Raw genomic sequence first — 13723 nt, 5'->3', positions numbered from 1 at the left:
TTATCAAGTAGGAATCCTTTCAGATAGCGGGACTTATATTCTGAAGCTGCTGTAAATGATATATGCATTAAGAGCAGTCCTGTTTTCTAATTTTAGCTAACTGGCATTACCTGATTCAGGGCTCCCTTTTAGGACGCCGTTATTTACGTTCCATAAACCATTTATAATTTTCTTCATAAGTCAGATGACAGATTTTTCCACCCACCTGACAGGTATAACGATATCCGGTTCCGCCAGCTTTTCGGCTGGCACAACGCTCCGGTTTTGAAACCTTATCAATCGCATACTTACGTCCATCTTCCCAGACAAACGCTGTAGGGATCAATTCTCCTTCCCGGCTGAATACTGCCAGGACATCTACATACACTTTAGCTGTCATTACAAAACACCTGCTCTCTCCTATCCATGAAAATATGCCTGTGGATGAACCGTATGTTCCTTAGCATTCAGCTGTGCCAGTATCTTATCCTGATACATAAATGCTCTCTGAATACTCTGATAACCAAACCTTCCACGGATCTCATCTACCACCTGGTCCATCTTTTTGATTTTTTCTCTCTTCGTTTCATCCATAAATAAATCAAGCTGATACGGCATCTCTTCTGATACCAGATCACATCCTCGAACACCAAGACTACGAATTGGATGTTCCCAATTATAGTTTTTCTGGAATAACTCAAATGCAGTTCTGGCAATTTCTTCTGTAAGATTACTTGCCCTGTCCAACTTGCACTGTCTCGTGAAATGATACAATCCATTATCCCGAATCGAGATTTCTACTGTCCTGCATTGAAAACCATTTTCACGAAGCCTGGCTCCTACACTTTCTGAAAGAGCCATCAAAATAATCTTCACGTCCAATTCACTAACAAGATCTCTTGGCGTTGTTGTACTGTTCCCGATAGACTTGATCGGTACTTTATATCCTTCTACCAAAACTGGAGTTTCATCCCATCCATTTGCAAAGGTATGAAGTACCAATCCCATCTTTCCAAGATATGTTTCTAATATAGAAGGTTCTGCTCCTGCCAGATCTCCGATTGTACAAATGCCAAGTTTCTTCATCGTCCGTTCAGTGCTTCTTCCGACCATGAGTAAATCACCTACTGGAAGTTTCCATGCAATATCCTTGTAATTGTCTTTGGAAAACTCTGTAATGGCATCCGGCTTTTTATAATCAGAACCGAGCTTTGCAAATATCTTATTCCAGGAAACACCAATACTTACGGTAACCCCCAGTTCATATTTAATCCGACTGCTGATCTCTTTTGCAATCTTCATTCCGTCTCCCTTGATAGAAGTACTGGCGGTCACATCCAGCCAGCTTTCATCAATCCCAAATGGTTCTCTCTGATCTGTGTATTCACTGTAAATCTCCTGTGCCATTCTGGAAAACCTCAAATAAAGATCCATGCGAGGCGGTACAAAGATTATTTCTGGGCAAACCTGTCTTGCCTGCCACAATGCCATGCCTGTTTTTACTCCGGCTCGCTTCGCAATATAGTTTGCAGTCAGCACAATTCCATGTCTTGCTTCCGGATCACCACCGACTGCCATCGGCTTCCCGGCAAGTTCTGGATGATGCAGCATCTCAACACTTGCGTAAAAGCAATTCATATCTGAATGAAGAATTGTCCTGCTCATAACATTCACCTACCAGTCTTAAAAATCATAATAAAAGTTCTTTGCTTCATATTGACTTTGTGAAGTTTATAGATTATAATTTCTACTAACTTCACGAACATTTGTTTGTATTTTATACGTGATAATGAACTCTGTCAATAGTTTTTATAAAGTTGATGAAGTTACGATTTCAAAAACTTGGAAAGGATCCCACTATGAATTTTTCAGACAAGATTAAATATCAACGAGAACAAAATCATCTGACACAAAAAGAACTTGCAGAACTGGTCGGCGTATCCCAGCGTGCGATCGCAGCTTATGAAAGTTCCGGCACCATCGCACGAATCTCTACTATGAGAAAGCTCGCTCATGCATTGAATGTCTCTTACGATTATTTGAAACATGATGAGATCACAGATCCTTCTTACGGAATTGAAAAAATGGATTATATTGATGAAGTCAATGGACAGCTTGGTGAAAAAGGAGCCAGGGACATCAATGAGATTCTCGAAGCCAACCGTGCTCTTTTTGCTGGTGGCGAACTCGACGAAGAAGCAAAAGATGCTTTCTATCAGGCTGTAACCAAAGCATATCTTTCCTGTAAGATGGAAGCCAAAAAGACATTTGGACGGAAAAAGAAAAACACTGAAATGGAAAGTGATTCATAGGTGTCCGTATTTTCGTACAGCACTTTTGCTACTCTATACTTGCAGCAAACTATCTTATGAAATATCGAGGTGTTTTTATGAGTTCAAAATGTATAAGAGACACTGTTAATAAAGTAAAAGCAAAATATCAGGAAAGTGATCCGTACCGCCTTGCAGCCGCTATGCATATTATTGTTAAAAAGCTTCCGCTTGGAACTGATCCAAACTGTTGCAAAGGCTTCTGTATGCGGGAATGTCGAAAGACCTGCATCGTCATTAACTGCGACCTACCGGAAATCATACAGCAGATTATCCTGATCCACGAGATCGGTCACGCACTCCTTCATCAGAAACCCCTTCAGATCAAGTGTTTTCATGATTTTGAATTATTCGATGGAGTGTCACAATGTGAATATGAAGCGAATTGCTTTGCCGCTGATTATCTTCTGGAAGATGAAGATGTCCTGGAGATGCTTAACGCTGATATGTCCTTTTTCCAGGCTGCCGCAGAACTGAAAGTTCCACCGGAACTTCTTGATTTCAAATTCCGAATGATGAAACGAAGCGGCGTTCAGATTGTAGATTCTCCGATTACTTCCAACAGTGACTTTTTAAAAGATATCCCTACTTCTGGAATAATAGAAAATTACTAAACATACTATTTTTGAAAAAGGAGCGTTTTGAATATGATTAACTTAAATAAACGTAGAATAGATTTTGGAAAAGGTGACGTAGGTATTGGTGTCATCGGAAACACTACTGATTCCGCACAGCTGGCATTTTATAACCAGAGTGCACGTCCCATCCATATAATTAAGAATCCAAATCAGATTCCTGGATTCGAACCCATGGAATTTGAAGAGGAACCTTTTATCATGAGCTTTTCCAATCCAGAAAGCATTGATGCAGTTATTTCAATTTTGCAACGTGCCAAATATATTATTTTCACTTCTAAAAGTGAACAGCAAAAATCAGAATAGATGAATGATGTATCTTATAAAGAATGACTGTCTAATCTCCAATGATCAGACAGCCATTTCTCATAAAATTCTTTAATACAAATCTCCCACATATCCATCTGATTCCAGATGCATATAGCACTCATCTACCTGCTCTGATTCCAGAATCTGCAAAACGTGTTCCATACCTGTAGCAAGTTCTTTTGTTTTTAACTCTTCCAGCGGAATCCAATAAACTCTTCCTTCTTCAGAACTCTTCATTTCTCCGCTAAACTTATCCGCTTTATACAGGGTAATGACATAATGCACTCCACTCTTATGCCAATGATATAATCCTCCAAGCTTCGGTGCTTCAATCGTAAGTCCTGTTTCTTCCCAGACTTCCCGAATCATAGATTTCTGAAAAATCTCATTTGCTTCTACATGACCGCCTGGAAAAGTTGTACCGGTATAGCTATCATTTACTTTATCCAGAGCCAGAACATTTCCTTTATCATCCTGAATCATACACATATTCATAAAACAGACCTTTTCAATCCGACTCTCATCTTTTTCATTCAGGGATTTTCTGACACGTTTGTTAATATCCGATCGTTTGGATTTATAATGCTTGAAGACCTCCCCATATGGGATCCAGATTTCTGCATCTTCGATTTTTTCATAAACAGAATCCACCACTTCTTCCAGATGTTTGTCATTCGGAAATGTGCATTTTTTCATATAATAATCTCTGGTTGCCTGAAACATCCATTCTGCAATCTTTTCTTTCTGCTTCATTTTTAACTGGGAATACTTCTTATTCGTTTGCAGTAGTCTCCCATCTATCATCTTATGGTTTTTCCGTGACATCGGTTCGACCTCTTTTCTTCTTTTTCATTCAGATTTTACTATACCACAGAATCATGCTTGCGTCATACTTCTGAGCTTCGATGTCCTCTTTTTCTTCTCTCAGTACCTTATTTATAGAGGGTTCTTTTTTAAGACTCTCTTCCGGCGGCTGTGCCACCGGTAAATAGCAAGGACAGGAAGTGTATATACACTTCCGAAAAACCAACAATTTAGGGAACCCTGCCCTAAATTAAAAACTCAGAAGCCACTACTTCGAAGAACCAATGAAAGGAGAATCTGCCTATGGCAAAGAGAAAAAGAAATATACAAATTTTGTTTTGTGTTTCCCCGGAAGAAAAGAAGCTGATTCGCAGAAAGATGATTGAATCAAAAACAAAAAATATGGGAGCTTACCTTCGTAAAATGGCAATCGACGGTTATATTGTCAATACAGACACTACTCCATTAAAGAAACAATACGAGGAAATGCATAAGATCGGTGTGAATATTAATCAGATTGCAAAGAAAGTAAACAGCACCGGAGATCTGTATCCGGAAGAAATGCAAGAATTGAAAGAGCTGGTGAAAGAATTATGGCGTATCTTAAGATCTTCCCAATTAAAGTAACGGACAAGAAAGCTCTGGACTATATTACGAATCCTGATAAGACTGATGAAAAACTGTTAGTTTCCAGTTTTGGCTGTTCCCCGGAAACTGCAGATCTTGAATTTTCCATGACAAGAGAAATGGCGAAAAAGAATGGAATGGACAAAGGTGATAACCTGGCATTTCATCTGATTCAGTCGTTTAAACCTGGAGAAGTTGATGCCGAAAATGCCCATCGCTTAGGGCAGCAATTTGCAGATGAAGTACTGAAAGGAAAATATGAATACGTGATCAGCACCCATGTTGATAAAAATCATATCCACAATCACATCATCTTCAACGCTGCAAGTTTTGTTGATCATCACAAGTATGTTTCCAATAAGCGGAGCTACCATAAACTCTGCAGAATCAGTAATCGTATCTGTCACGAAAATGGACTTGCCACCAGTATGCCAACCGGAGAAAAAGGCAAAAGTTATAAGGAGAACATGGAATATCATCGTGGCACCAGTTGGAAAGCTAAACTTCGTGTTGCGGTTGATAAGGCAATCTGGTCCTCTATCAATTATGAAGAATTTTTACAGAAAATGCAGTTGGCAGGATATGAAATACGACAGGGAAAAAATTTATCCTTCCGGGCACCTGAGCAGAAAAATTTCACCTATATGAAATCTCTCGGAAGCTACTATACAGAAGAAAATGTCCGACTCCGCTTAGAGAAAAATCGTTATAAGACGAAAACTCCGAAGCCTTTGTCCAGAGAAGCTCGCCTGTATATCAATATCTCCACCTATATCACAACAGGCAATCGTGAATGCTTTGAACGCTGGGCAAAACTGAATAATCTGAAAGAAGCGGCACGCACCTTCAACTATCTTTCCGAAAATAACCTGCTGAATTATGAAGATTTCCAACAGCATCTTTCTGATGTTGATGCTTCTGTTAATGCGGCTGATCAGAGAATAATACAAATCAACAATGAGCTGAGTACACAGAAAGTCATTCAGAAACACTGTGATTCTTACCGGCTCTGCCGTAAGGTAATTGAAGATTGCAAATCTGCTAAAAATCCAAAAGCTTACCGGACCAAACATCAGGCAGAATACCAGCTCCACGATTCACTAAAAAAAGAGCTTCAGGATCTCGGTGTTACCAAAATCCCAAGCTCTAATAAAATCCAGAAGAGGATAGAAAATCTTGAATCTGAACAGGCTGCTACTGTCCGGGAAAAACAGGACTTGCAGAAAAAGCAGAAAACACTGGATATCATTAGACAGAATTTCACAGCACTACTTAATGCTCCGGAGATGCAAATTCCCGTATCAGAAAAAGAGCCAACTCTCTAAAAAGAAGAGGTACCTACTTTAACGGTGCCTCTTGCTTTTCGTCTAATCTATTTATATCTTCCTCTTTATGCAATTTCCCATATTACAGTTGCCGTATCAGTAACATTAATATCGTCTGCCTCAATATCTATATCATATGCTCCCGGTGCACTCATTTCACATTCCGTACACTCCATTAATCTCATTTCATTCAATGGCTTTGTTACAAAATCTATCTCTCCCCAAGAATAATCAATTGCCTGTATTTCACCCAATTTCACATTTGCTGCTGTTGTAAGCACCTGTGCCTTTTGAATGGAATCCTCGATTGCTTTATGTAACAGCTCATTTTTACATTTTTCTACATCTGCCACTGTATACTCAATAGAAAACTCTGGCCTTAATGAGCTATGAGCCAAAGCGTAAAGGACTTGCCCTAATCTTTTATTATCAGCTGCAAACTCTATTTTCATATGGTGATTATACTTATAACCTTTAAATCTTCGCTTCCAGCTCTTATCTCTGTCCTGATAGCTTTCATATTCTGTATCGACATTAAAATATACTGTTTTAAGGTCTTTTCTCTGAAAACCAAGTTTCTCAAACAAATCCTTGAGAAGCTCTGTATCTTCTGTTGACCTTCGGAGAGTATCTTCATATTCTTTGCAAAGTTCTTCCTTGTTGACATATAACCGGATTTTATCCGGCTTTACTGCTATTTTCCCTTTTCCTGTAACTTTAATTGTTCTCATCATCTTTGCTCTTCCTTTCATTCTCATTATATTCATACCCATTGATTAAAAGCTCTATCATCTTCTTTGTCATCTGAATATACTTACCAAACGGATTAATCACAATTCCATTCACCTGTTCCCAATTAAGTGCCAGACGAAGTATTGATTCAATAGACTGATTCATCTGCACATTTCCAGCAGAACCCTTATGCATCTCTTCAGAAGATGTAAATACTCCAATCCATTCTTTTTCATCAGCATCTTTTACAGTCTCTATTTTAAGTCTTACATCATGGTCAAGCGAAATCGTGTCACCAGCCTTTACTTTACTTATCTGTTCTTCCGACATAAAAGGATTTTCCGTGATATATGGAACAATAACTTCTCCTGCCTGCTGCATTCTTGTTACCATAACTTCCACAAATAACAGCATTCCATTTTTATCCTGCTGAATATAATACTGGTCGATTGCTGCCTCAATCATCTGATTTGCCTGTGTCTCATCCACTTCATCTGAATAAGTATCCACGCTCCTGCCAAGTACATGATCAAATTCATCAAGAACATCCGTCATCAGTCCCTTATCAATCCGGCTTTTACACTCTGCAATCAGCACAGCTGGGATCCCATAAAATGCTTCTGCAATACTTCCTGTAATAGCACCAAGCGTATCCGTATCTCCACCAAGTGATACTGCATTCCGTATGGCATCCTCAAAATCTTTGGATTCCAGAAATGCGATGATTGCCTCTGGTACTGTTTCCTGACAGCTTTCAACATGATGGTAGTAGGTTCGGATATTATCCAATGTTCTACTCAGATCATAATGAAATTCCCTCTCGATATAAGCTTTGATTTCTTCTTTTGAAGATCCATTCCTTGCCATATATATTGCACTTGCAGTTGACTCTGCACCCTTTATACCTTCTGGATGATTATGTGTCACATTCGCTGTAGCTCTAGCTACCTCTCTGGTTCTTTCCATCGAATCATAAAGCCAGCCTACCGCTGACACTCTCATGGCTGAACCATTTCCATAGCTTCCGTATGGCTTCGGATTATTTTCTTTAAGCCAATGTCTGAAGCATCCACCATAGCCTGCATGTGGATATCTTTTTCCCCAATCCTGCATATTGGATGCTACCGCATCTTCAATTTTCTTTACTGCTGCTTCCGGTCCGACTGCCAGGAGAGCTTCTCCAACTGCTATTGTCATAACAGAATCATCTGTAAAGCCACAGCCTTCACTAAACAAATCAAAATTCTTTGTTTTATCACCTCTGTCAAACTCAAACGGACTTCCTATAATATCTCCTAAAATTGCTCCGTACATATATGCCTCCAATTCCCGGATTACTCCGGCACCTCTCTTTCTCTGTTACAATATGAGTATAATTAAAAGGCATCTTCATATGGTCGCTGTTTGGGCGACACTTTCAGAAAATAAAAATGCCGGTACAATATTGCACCGACACTAATTTCTCTAATATTTTTCATTTTGTTCTGACCATACTGGCGTACCATATTTTTTTCTTGCCACATCGCAAATTGCCATTAAAGCATAATAATTAACCCGATTAGGATAATGCACAGCAGGGTGATAATAATCAAGCACCAATGTATCCTTCCAAAGCGCCAACATATTATCCCATGTATCATCATTCTGTAATTCTTCCCCTAATACAAGTTTCAATAGACTGAGATTATTCCCACATACAATGATATCCGGTTGTATAATTTCCAATTCACGCTTTATTTCCAGCCTGTCTTCAAGTGCGTATTTTTTCAAATCTTCATATTCAGATTCGCTTCCGCCATTGCTTTTTTTCACATTGACCACTGCAATACGGTCTATGATTTCTTTTTCCTTAGAACGTAATACTTCATCGTCATACTCACAGATATTATCGTTAAATGCATTATATATTGCCTGTGTCCATATTGCTACCTTTCTCCACATAGTCCATGGACGTTCACAATCATGCAAATCTTCTACCAGATTATAACCATTTTCATTAGAAGTGTATGCTTCCTTTAAGAAATAACATACTCTTGGTGTATGCTGTGCTTCCCATTTTTCTTCACACACTATACCATCTCTGATAAAACGCTTATATCCATTATTTTTATGTTTTTCTTCCCAATTGTCCATTAAAAGTTTTATATCTGTCTCTCTACTCATGAATATTTTCTCCTATACTCCAAGAATTTCATTCGTATACTTAAACAATGTTACATTCAGCTGCATAATATCATACTGCTTATCTATAATAGCCTTCTGCACGATCAGATCCACCTTACTGCTTGGACTAAATGCCCAGTCCGCTCTGGCAAGTAAATCTCTTGACTGTTCCAGATCAAGCTGAAGTGCAATACAGAGTGCCATTACTGTCTTTTTCTTTGGATGATAATTCTGATCACACTGAATCTTTGAAAAATGTTTCCTATCAAGGTTTGCCCGTTTCCACACATCCTTATTATCAAGATGTGCTTCATCAATCAGCTCAAATAATTTATCATGAAAGGAAACTCCTATATTGGCCAGCTGATCTTCCAATGAAATATTTTCTAACGGCATGAGCAATTCTGTCATGCCAGTATCTGTCATTTCCTCAAGTGGATAGTTGTCTTCTTCTCTTTGAAGCATTTCTTCATTGAAATCTTCTTCTGCCAATTCTTTTACATGAGTACTTCTTCTGCTCCTTAACGGATACTCTTTTCTATGGATTTCTCTGACGTAATTAGCATCTATATAAGAATCAATATCCCCAACAATCTGACCGGACAGCTGAAAAGACCTTTTATCAAACACTACCAGTATAATTTCCATTTCATTTTCAGTAAGAAACTGGCTGAATACTGACACAGCAATCTGTAATGCCTTATCCTTCGGAAATCCATATACTCCTGTCGAAATTAATGGAAATGCAATGCTCTCGCACTTAAGTTCCAATGCTTTTTGCAATGATTTACGATAGCAGTGCTCCAGAATTTCAAATTCATGGTGCAATCCATCCGTCCATACCGGTCCTACTGTATGAATAATATATTTTGCATTTAGGCTATATGCACCAGTGACAGCAATATCACCTCTTGCAATTTTGCCGATATTCGCTCTTTCTGCGAGAAGCTTTTCTTTTCCTGCTGCCTCATATATTGCTAAGTCCGTGCCACTTGCACATATCGGATTTGGATTGGCAGTATTCACGATTACATCTGCTTTTACCTTTGTTATATCGTTTCGGACAATCTTAAATGGCATTGTGACTCCTCCTTATTTTCTAATCCTCCTCCAATCTGCAATAACATTATCCTCTCCTCTTGTACTTGTACCCCAATACCCCGGATGTGCTACAGGGTATATATATGTTTCTCCATAAATATAAGGTTCTCCAGTTCCTATAAGTTCAGATACTCTATTGCAGGAAAACTTTTTATCAATCAGAGTTCGTATTACAACCACAGATGTATCAAGACCCAGACAGATTATGTTTTCCGGCTCTATAATGTCAATCAGTGATTTTATTTCGGCTGCATCATTTGCCAATATCTTTCTGGTCATATTTCCAGAATACTTATCTCTGCGATAGCCCAAATTACAATTGCAGAAAAACAAATCTGGATATTTTTTCTTGTCAATTTCATTTTTACCAAGCAGTTCAAAGTATCTGACAATATTTTTATCCGTCTGTGAATCCCTTGCTTCCAAATCTACATTTTCATGGAACATCACATCTATACCATCATTCATCTTACGGACATTTGCAATCGTACCGTTTAGTTCTTCCTTTTCTGGTGGTCCGAAATCCTGACCTATCAGCATATACTTAATATGTGGTGTCTTCTTGGCGTAATCTCTCCCTTGCCAATATGTCCATAGGTTAATTTCCTGACACAAATCTTCTCCCTGACGTAAATCGCACCAGCCAAGTGTCAGGTTCTTTGTGTATATAGGATTTTTAAGATATTTGTTTTTTACATTTTCTATCAGCTTGCAATAAGCTGCGGATTTTTTTGCATTCATTTTATGTATATTCACCTCAAAAATTCACTGTTTTATTTTAACACTTTCCTTATCTGCTTATCCGTTGCATCCGGAAACATCTCATGCATATAGTCTACAAGCTGTTTCCATGAGTCCTGTGGATTATCCTTATAGCAGGAAGTCACATAATCATATCCATAGATATGCTCAATAGATGAATACACTGCAACATCCCATCCATATTCAATGCCTCTCTTATTCACTCTCTTCTTAAAATCGCAGTTGCACAGATATGTCTGCATCATAAGATTCGTTATAGCACCATCAAATCCCTTTTCTCCATCCTTACCAAATCCAGCCTGTTTTTTCAATTCATTTGAATAAATCTCTGAATCAGCATTATCTTCCATAAAATTGACCATTATCTTTTTATGCTTATTAGGTGCTTTCCCATCATCATATAATGCATCAAAATCATATCCATCCCGGCGATAATTAGCAAATACAGGAAGCCACTTTTTTGATATAAATCCTGCCTTCTTATCAAAGAACTTTCCATAGACGATATCATGCCGCCTTGCTATAATAGCCCGCCACATCCATGGATCAATCTCCGGATTATCACTCCACCAGTACTCTGGAACAGTTCTTTCTTCAAGTGAAAACCCATCTATATCATTCTTAAATAATGGTAAAAAGCCAAATTCATTTATATACTTGATTGCTTCATCTACAGAATGGATACATTCCGGGTTGTCCCACTTCATGCCATGCATAATCCATTCACCTGATTCGTTTCCCATAATATATGTACCTCATTACTCAGCGTACTTGTCAATCCAATTTTCGCCATCATATTCATCAATCTGTTTTACTAATCTCGTAAGATAATCTTGTAACCGGCTATCTTCTTCACTTGCATACCACACATTTGCCCGTCCAAATCCATAAGCCCAACCATTTGATTTTCTTGGGACTTCCCATTGTACCTTTCTTGATCTGATCCCTGCAGGAAGTAAGACACAATCAGATGAGTTTGCAATTGCATTGTAATATTGTATATCTTCTGGAGCAAACACTGCCTCTTGATAATGTCTGTAAACTGTAGCATGTTTATACCATCCCACGACCGTCGTAAACTTATGTGCCGGATGCTTTGCACAATAAACAACAAGCACATCATCTACTGATTCTTCTTTTTTTAATAGTTCACAACCTGCAATATTCTCAATCCGCATTTGATTGACATCTTTACCATTATGTGATTTTGTCTCAAAAAATCCCAGACAATATAAGCCTTCCCTTCCCTCCATATTCACCGGTGTAAAATTATATTTTTCATGAGCATCTCCTGTCTCATCAACATAGCTTCCACCATTTAACGGAATATCCTTTCCATCTTCATTTCCTCGATACTCCTTCATCCACGCTATGTTACAAAAAAGTATTCTCATCATATCAACCTTCTTTTCCCTTTGAAAATGGACTCAAGTCGATAAACAATTTCTTCAATCCACTTGTTTCCTTGAACTCTTTGAATAAATACTCCAGAAGTTCTTCCTGCCTTGCCTGCCCTAATGTAAGCCGGTAAAGAGACAGAATCTTTATCAGCCTTTCATAATTAACCTCATCCTTACTCATAGGATACATTGGCACAAGCCTTTCTATTTTTACACTCTGATTTTTTCCGAAACACCAGAATGGTACAAGCTCTGACTGGTCATTCTGCTTTTCCGCTTTAGCAGCTTCAAACATTTCTGTCCATATGTCTCGCTTAAATGTGATACCATCTGCCTTACCATATTTATCAGCAACATTCTGTCTTATTGCCAGACACTTAAATCTATTGATTCTGCCTTCCCTTTGTTCCAAATCAGTCGGTCATTTTTTGCGGACAGTTCATACATGCTATCCTTTTCTGTTCTCTGCTCCTGCGTTTGCTCTCGTTTGATTTCTCCCTCCGTATCTTCTTGGCACAAGCAGGACAATACCTTGATGCACCAGAGCCCGGGACATATTCAACGCCGCACACCGTACAATTTTTAGCGGGCATTGCTGCCCACCGTTTTGTAGGTATGATATGTAATTCATCGACAAAGCCGATGAATTTATAGTAAATCTTGATTTCCTGCTTCACTGTTCCGTCTGCCATCTTCTCACGCTCCGAAACAAGTATCTTGTCTATGAGTGCGTTTATAACTGTTGCATCCAGTTCTTTTAAGCCTTGATAATTTCGGATAAGGGCGAGGAAGTCACGGATTCCCCGTGATTTCTCGTAGCTTTCATTAAGAGTTTCCGTCACCTCTTTCAGCCTTGCTTCAATTTCAAGCTGCTCTTTCTGGTATTTCCCCGACATCATCTCAAAATTCCGCTCGGTAATACGCTCCATGACCTTATCCTCGTAGAGAGAGGAAAACAGCCTGTCCAGTTCCGCAAGGCGTTTGTTCAGCTTCTTACGTTCTTTCTCTAATGCTTTCGCCCTGCTCTGGTCTGTTTCCGTGAGCCGCTTTTCTATGGCCCTGACCGCCTTTTCATCATTCACTGCCATATCCGCAAAACAGTTGATGTCGGCAAGAACGGCATTGAATAAATCCCTTGCTTCTATATTGTGGGCACTACACTCGCTTCTTCCGTTTCTTGCATAATTATTACATGAATACTGTACACAGTCGATAATCTCTGGGCGTTTCCTCCTGTGTACGTTCATTGCCCGCAGAGCACATCCGCAGTCCACACACTTGATAACGCCTGCAAAAATATTTACAAATCCTCCCTTGTTCTGTGGAAGCCTACGACTTGTAATAAGCTGTTGGACAATATCAAATTCCTCCTGCGTGACTATTCCCTCATGGGTATTGGGTATCACTTCCCATTCTTCGGGCAGCTTAGAGGGGCGTTTCTTGCTTTTCATATTGGCGGCAATCCGTTTGTAGCCTACATGTTTTTTGTCAAGCACTTTTCCCTAAAAAAAGCGTCAGAATTCCCTGTTTTTAGCGAGGGATTTTCCCTACTTTAG

The 13723-nt window shown here is 39.0% G+C and carries 16 protein-coding genes and 1 pseudogene; 5 read left to right on the top strand and 12 right to left on the bottom strand.

Features of this window, described 5'->3' with window-relative positions:
* Positions 1 to 139 precede the first annotated feature (139 nt).
* Both WMO25_RS06880 and dinB read right to left on the bottom strand, forming a co-directional pair.
* Positions 140 to 379, bottom strand: a complete 240-nt coding sequence (locus WMO25_RS06880; protein ID WP_026650126.1) for a hypothetical protein — start codon at positions 377 to 379, stop codon at positions 140 to 142.
* A gap of 20 nt (positions 380 to 399) precedes the next feature.
* Positions 400 to 1644: a DNA polymerase IV gene (gene dinB, locus WMO25_RS06875; RefSeq protein WP_044924451.1), complete on the bottom strand. Its 1245-nt coding sequence runs from the start codon at positions 1642 to 1644 to the stop codon at positions 400 to 402.
* A 194-nt stretch (positions 1645 to 1838) separates the two neighbouring features.
* Between dinB and WMO25_RS06870 the strand changes: the two genes are divergently transcribed.
* From WMO25_RS06870 to WMO25_RS06860, 3 genes are all read left to right on the top strand, one after another.
* A complete protein-coding gene (locus WMO25_RS06870) occupies positions 1839 to 2291 on the top strand; it encodes a helix-turn-helix domain-containing protein (protein ID WP_026650128.1) in 453 nt (150 codons plus the stop codon).
* A 77-nt stretch (positions 2292 to 2368) separates the two neighbouring features.
* Entirely contained in the window at positions 2369 to 2923 is a 555-nt protein-coding gene (locus WMO25_RS06865; protein ID WP_026650129.1) for an ImmA/IrrE family metallo-endopeptidase, read from the top strand.
* Between the two features lie 33 nt (positions 2924 to 2956).
* On the top strand, positions 2957 to 3250 hold the full coding sequence (locus tag WMO25_RS06860) for a hypothetical protein (RefSeq protein WP_135325647.1): 294 nt from the start codon (positions 2957 to 2959) through the stop codon (positions 3248 to 3250).
* A 72-nt stretch (positions 3251 to 3322) separates the two neighbouring features.
* Here WMO25_RS06860 and WMO25_RS06855 read toward each other — a convergent pair whose 3' ends face one another.
* Entirely contained in the window at positions 3323 to 4078 is a 756-nt protein-coding gene (locus tag WMO25_RS06855) for an 8-oxo-dGTP diphosphatase (protein ID WP_135325646.1), read from the bottom strand.
* Between the two features lie 282 nt (positions 4079 to 4360).
* Between WMO25_RS06855 and WMO25_RS06850 the strand changes: the two genes are divergently transcribed.
* Together WMO25_RS06850 and WMO25_RS06845 are read left to right on the top strand one after the other, a co-directional pair.
* Positions 4361 to 4684, top strand: coding sequence for a MobC family plasmid mobilization relaxosome protein (locus WMO25_RS06850; protein WP_347105213.1), 324 nt, complete (start codon positions 4361 to 4363; stop codon positions 4682 to 4684).
* On the top strand, positions 4651 to 6009 hold the full coding sequence (locus WMO25_RS06845; RefSeq protein ID WP_349084713.1) for a relaxase/mobilization nuclease domain-containing protein: 1359 nt from the start codon (positions 4651 to 4653) through the stop codon (positions 6007 to 6009). The genes WMO25_RS06850 and WMO25_RS06845 overlap by 34 nt, the downstream gene beginning before the upstream one ends.
* Positions 6010 to 6074: 65 nt before the next feature.
* Here WMO25_RS06845 and WMO25_RS06840 read toward each other — a convergent pair whose 3' ends face one another.
* The 9 genes and pseudogenes from WMO25_RS06840 to WMO25_RS06800 all read right to left on the bottom strand — a co-directional run.
* A complete protein-coding gene (locus WMO25_RS06840) occupies positions 6075 to 6743 on the bottom strand; it encodes an SIMPL domain-containing protein (RefSeq protein ID WP_026648895.1) in 669 nt (222 codons plus the stop codon).
* On the bottom strand, positions 6727 to 8055 hold the full coding sequence (locus tag WMO25_RS06835; protein ID WP_349084711.1) for an ADP-ribosylglycohydrolase family protein: 1329 nt from the start codon (positions 8053 to 8055) through the stop codon (positions 6727 to 6729). Before WMO25_RS06835 ends, WMO25_RS06840 begins: the two co-directional genes overlap by 17 nt.
* A gap of 150 nt (positions 8056 to 8205) precedes the next feature.
* Positions 8206 to 8904 (bottom strand): hypothetical protein, encoded by a 699-nt coding sequence (locus tag WMO25_RS06830; RefSeq protein ID WP_049946888.1) that lies wholly within the window; start codon positions 8902 to 8904, stop codon positions 8206 to 8208.
* Between the two features lie 12 nt (positions 8905 to 8916).
* Entirely contained in the window at positions 8917 to 9984 is a 1068-nt protein-coding gene (locus WMO25_RS06825) for a macro domain-containing protein (protein WP_026648897.1), read from the bottom strand.
* A gap of 12 nt (positions 9985 to 9996) precedes the next feature.
* The gene (locus tag WMO25_RS06820) at positions 9997 to 10746 is read right to left on the bottom strand and encodes a hypothetical protein (RefSeq protein ID WP_049947064.1); all 750 of its coding nucleotides are present in this window, start codon (positions 10744 to 10746) and stop codon (positions 9997 to 9999) included.
* 32 nt (positions 10747 to 10778) lie between these two features.
* Complete coding sequence (locus tag WMO25_RS06815; RefSeq protein ID WP_028086462.1) at positions 10779 to 11510, bottom strand: AlkZ-related protein; 732 nt, start codon at positions 11508 to 11510, stop codon at positions 10779 to 10781.
* A gap of 15 nt (positions 11511 to 11525) precedes the next feature.
* The gene (locus WMO25_RS06810; RefSeq protein WP_080656483.1) at positions 11526 to 12164 is read right to left on the bottom strand and encodes a hypothetical protein; all 639 of its coding nucleotides are present in this window, start codon (positions 12162 to 12164) and stop codon (positions 11526 to 11528) included.
* A gap of 1 nt (position 12165) precedes the next feature.
* Positions 12166 to 12579: a hypothetical protein gene (locus WMO25_RS06805; protein WP_028086460.1), complete on the bottom strand. Its 414-nt coding sequence runs from the start codon at positions 12577 to 12579 to the stop codon at positions 12166 to 12168.
* A pseudogene (locus WMO25_RS06800) lies at positions 12531 to 13642 on the bottom strand (DUF4368 domain-containing protein); the annotation flags it as partial. The pseudogene WMO25_RS06800 and the gene WMO25_RS06805, both read right to left, overlap by 49 nt.
* Positions 13643 to 13723 lie beyond the last annotated feature (81 nt).

The sequence above is a fragment of the Coprococcus intestinihominis genome (genome assembly GCF_040096555.1).
GTDB classification, from domain to species: Bacteria; Bacillota; Clostridia; order Lachnospirales; family Lachnospiraceae; genus Coprococcus_A; species Coprococcus_A intestinihominis.
Note: the sequence above shows the minus strand (reverse complement) of the source record. Positions and strands in the feature narration are given on the sequence as shown.

Bases quoted from the DNA above. Each gene is read 5' to 3' on its own strand.
- WMO25_RS06880 (WP_026650126.1), bottom strand. From the start codon at position 379: ATGACAGCTAAAGTGTATGTAGATGTCCTGGCAGTATTCAGCCGGGAA.
- dinB (WP_044924451.1), bottom strand. From the start codon at position 1,644: ATGAGCAGGACAATTCTTCATTCAGATATGAATTGCTTTTACGCAAGT.
- WMO25_RS06870 (WP_026650128.1), top strand. From the start codon at position 1,839: ATGAATTTTTCAGACAAGATTAAATATCAACGAGAACAAAATCATCTG.
- WMO25_RS06865 (WP_026650129.1), top strand. From the start codon at position 2,369: ATGAGTTCAAAATGTATAAGAGACACTGTTAATAAAGTAAAAGCAAAA.
- WMO25_RS06860 (WP_135325647.1), top strand. From the start codon at position 2,957: ATGATTAACTTAAATAAACGTAGAATAGATTTTGGAAAAGGTGACGTA.
- WMO25_RS06855 (WP_135325646.1), bottom strand. From the start codon at position 4,078: ATGTCACGGAAAAACCATAAGATGATAGATGGGAGACTACTGCAAACG.
- WMO25_RS06850 (WP_347105213.1), top strand. From the start codon at position 4,361: ATGGCAAAGAGAAAAAGAAATATACAAATTTTGTTTTGTGTTTCCCCG.
- WMO25_RS06845 (WP_349084713.1), top strand. From the start codon at position 4,651: ATGGCGTATCTTAAGATCTTCCCAATTAAAGTAACGGACAAGAAAGCT.
- WMO25_RS06840 (WP_026648895.1), bottom strand. From the start codon at position 6,743: ATGATGAGAACAATTAAAGTTACAGGAAAAGGGAAAATAGCAGTAAAG.
- WMO25_RS06835 (WP_349084711.1), bottom strand. From the start codon at position 8,055: ATGTACGGAGCAATTTTAGGAGATATTATAGGAAGTCCGTTTGAGTTT.
- WMO25_RS06830 (WP_049946888.1), bottom strand. From the start codon at position 8,904: ATGAGTAGAGAGACAGATATAAAACTTTTAATGGACAATTGGGAAGAA.
- WMO25_RS06825 (WP_026648897.1), bottom strand. From the start codon at position 9,984: ATGCCATTTAAGATTGTCCGAAACGATATAACAAAGGTAAAAGCAGAT.
- WMO25_RS06820 (WP_049947064.1), bottom strand. From the start codon at position 10,746: ATGAATGCAAAAAAATCCGCAGCTTATTGCAAGCTGATAGAAAATGTA.
- WMO25_RS06815 (WP_028086462.1), bottom strand. From the start codon at position 11,510: ATGGGAAACGAATCAGGTGAATGGATTATGCATGGCATGAAGTGGGAC.
- WMO25_RS06810 (WP_080656483.1), bottom strand. From the start codon at position 12,164: ATGATGAGAATACTTTTTTGTAACATAGCGTGGATGAAGGAGTATCGA.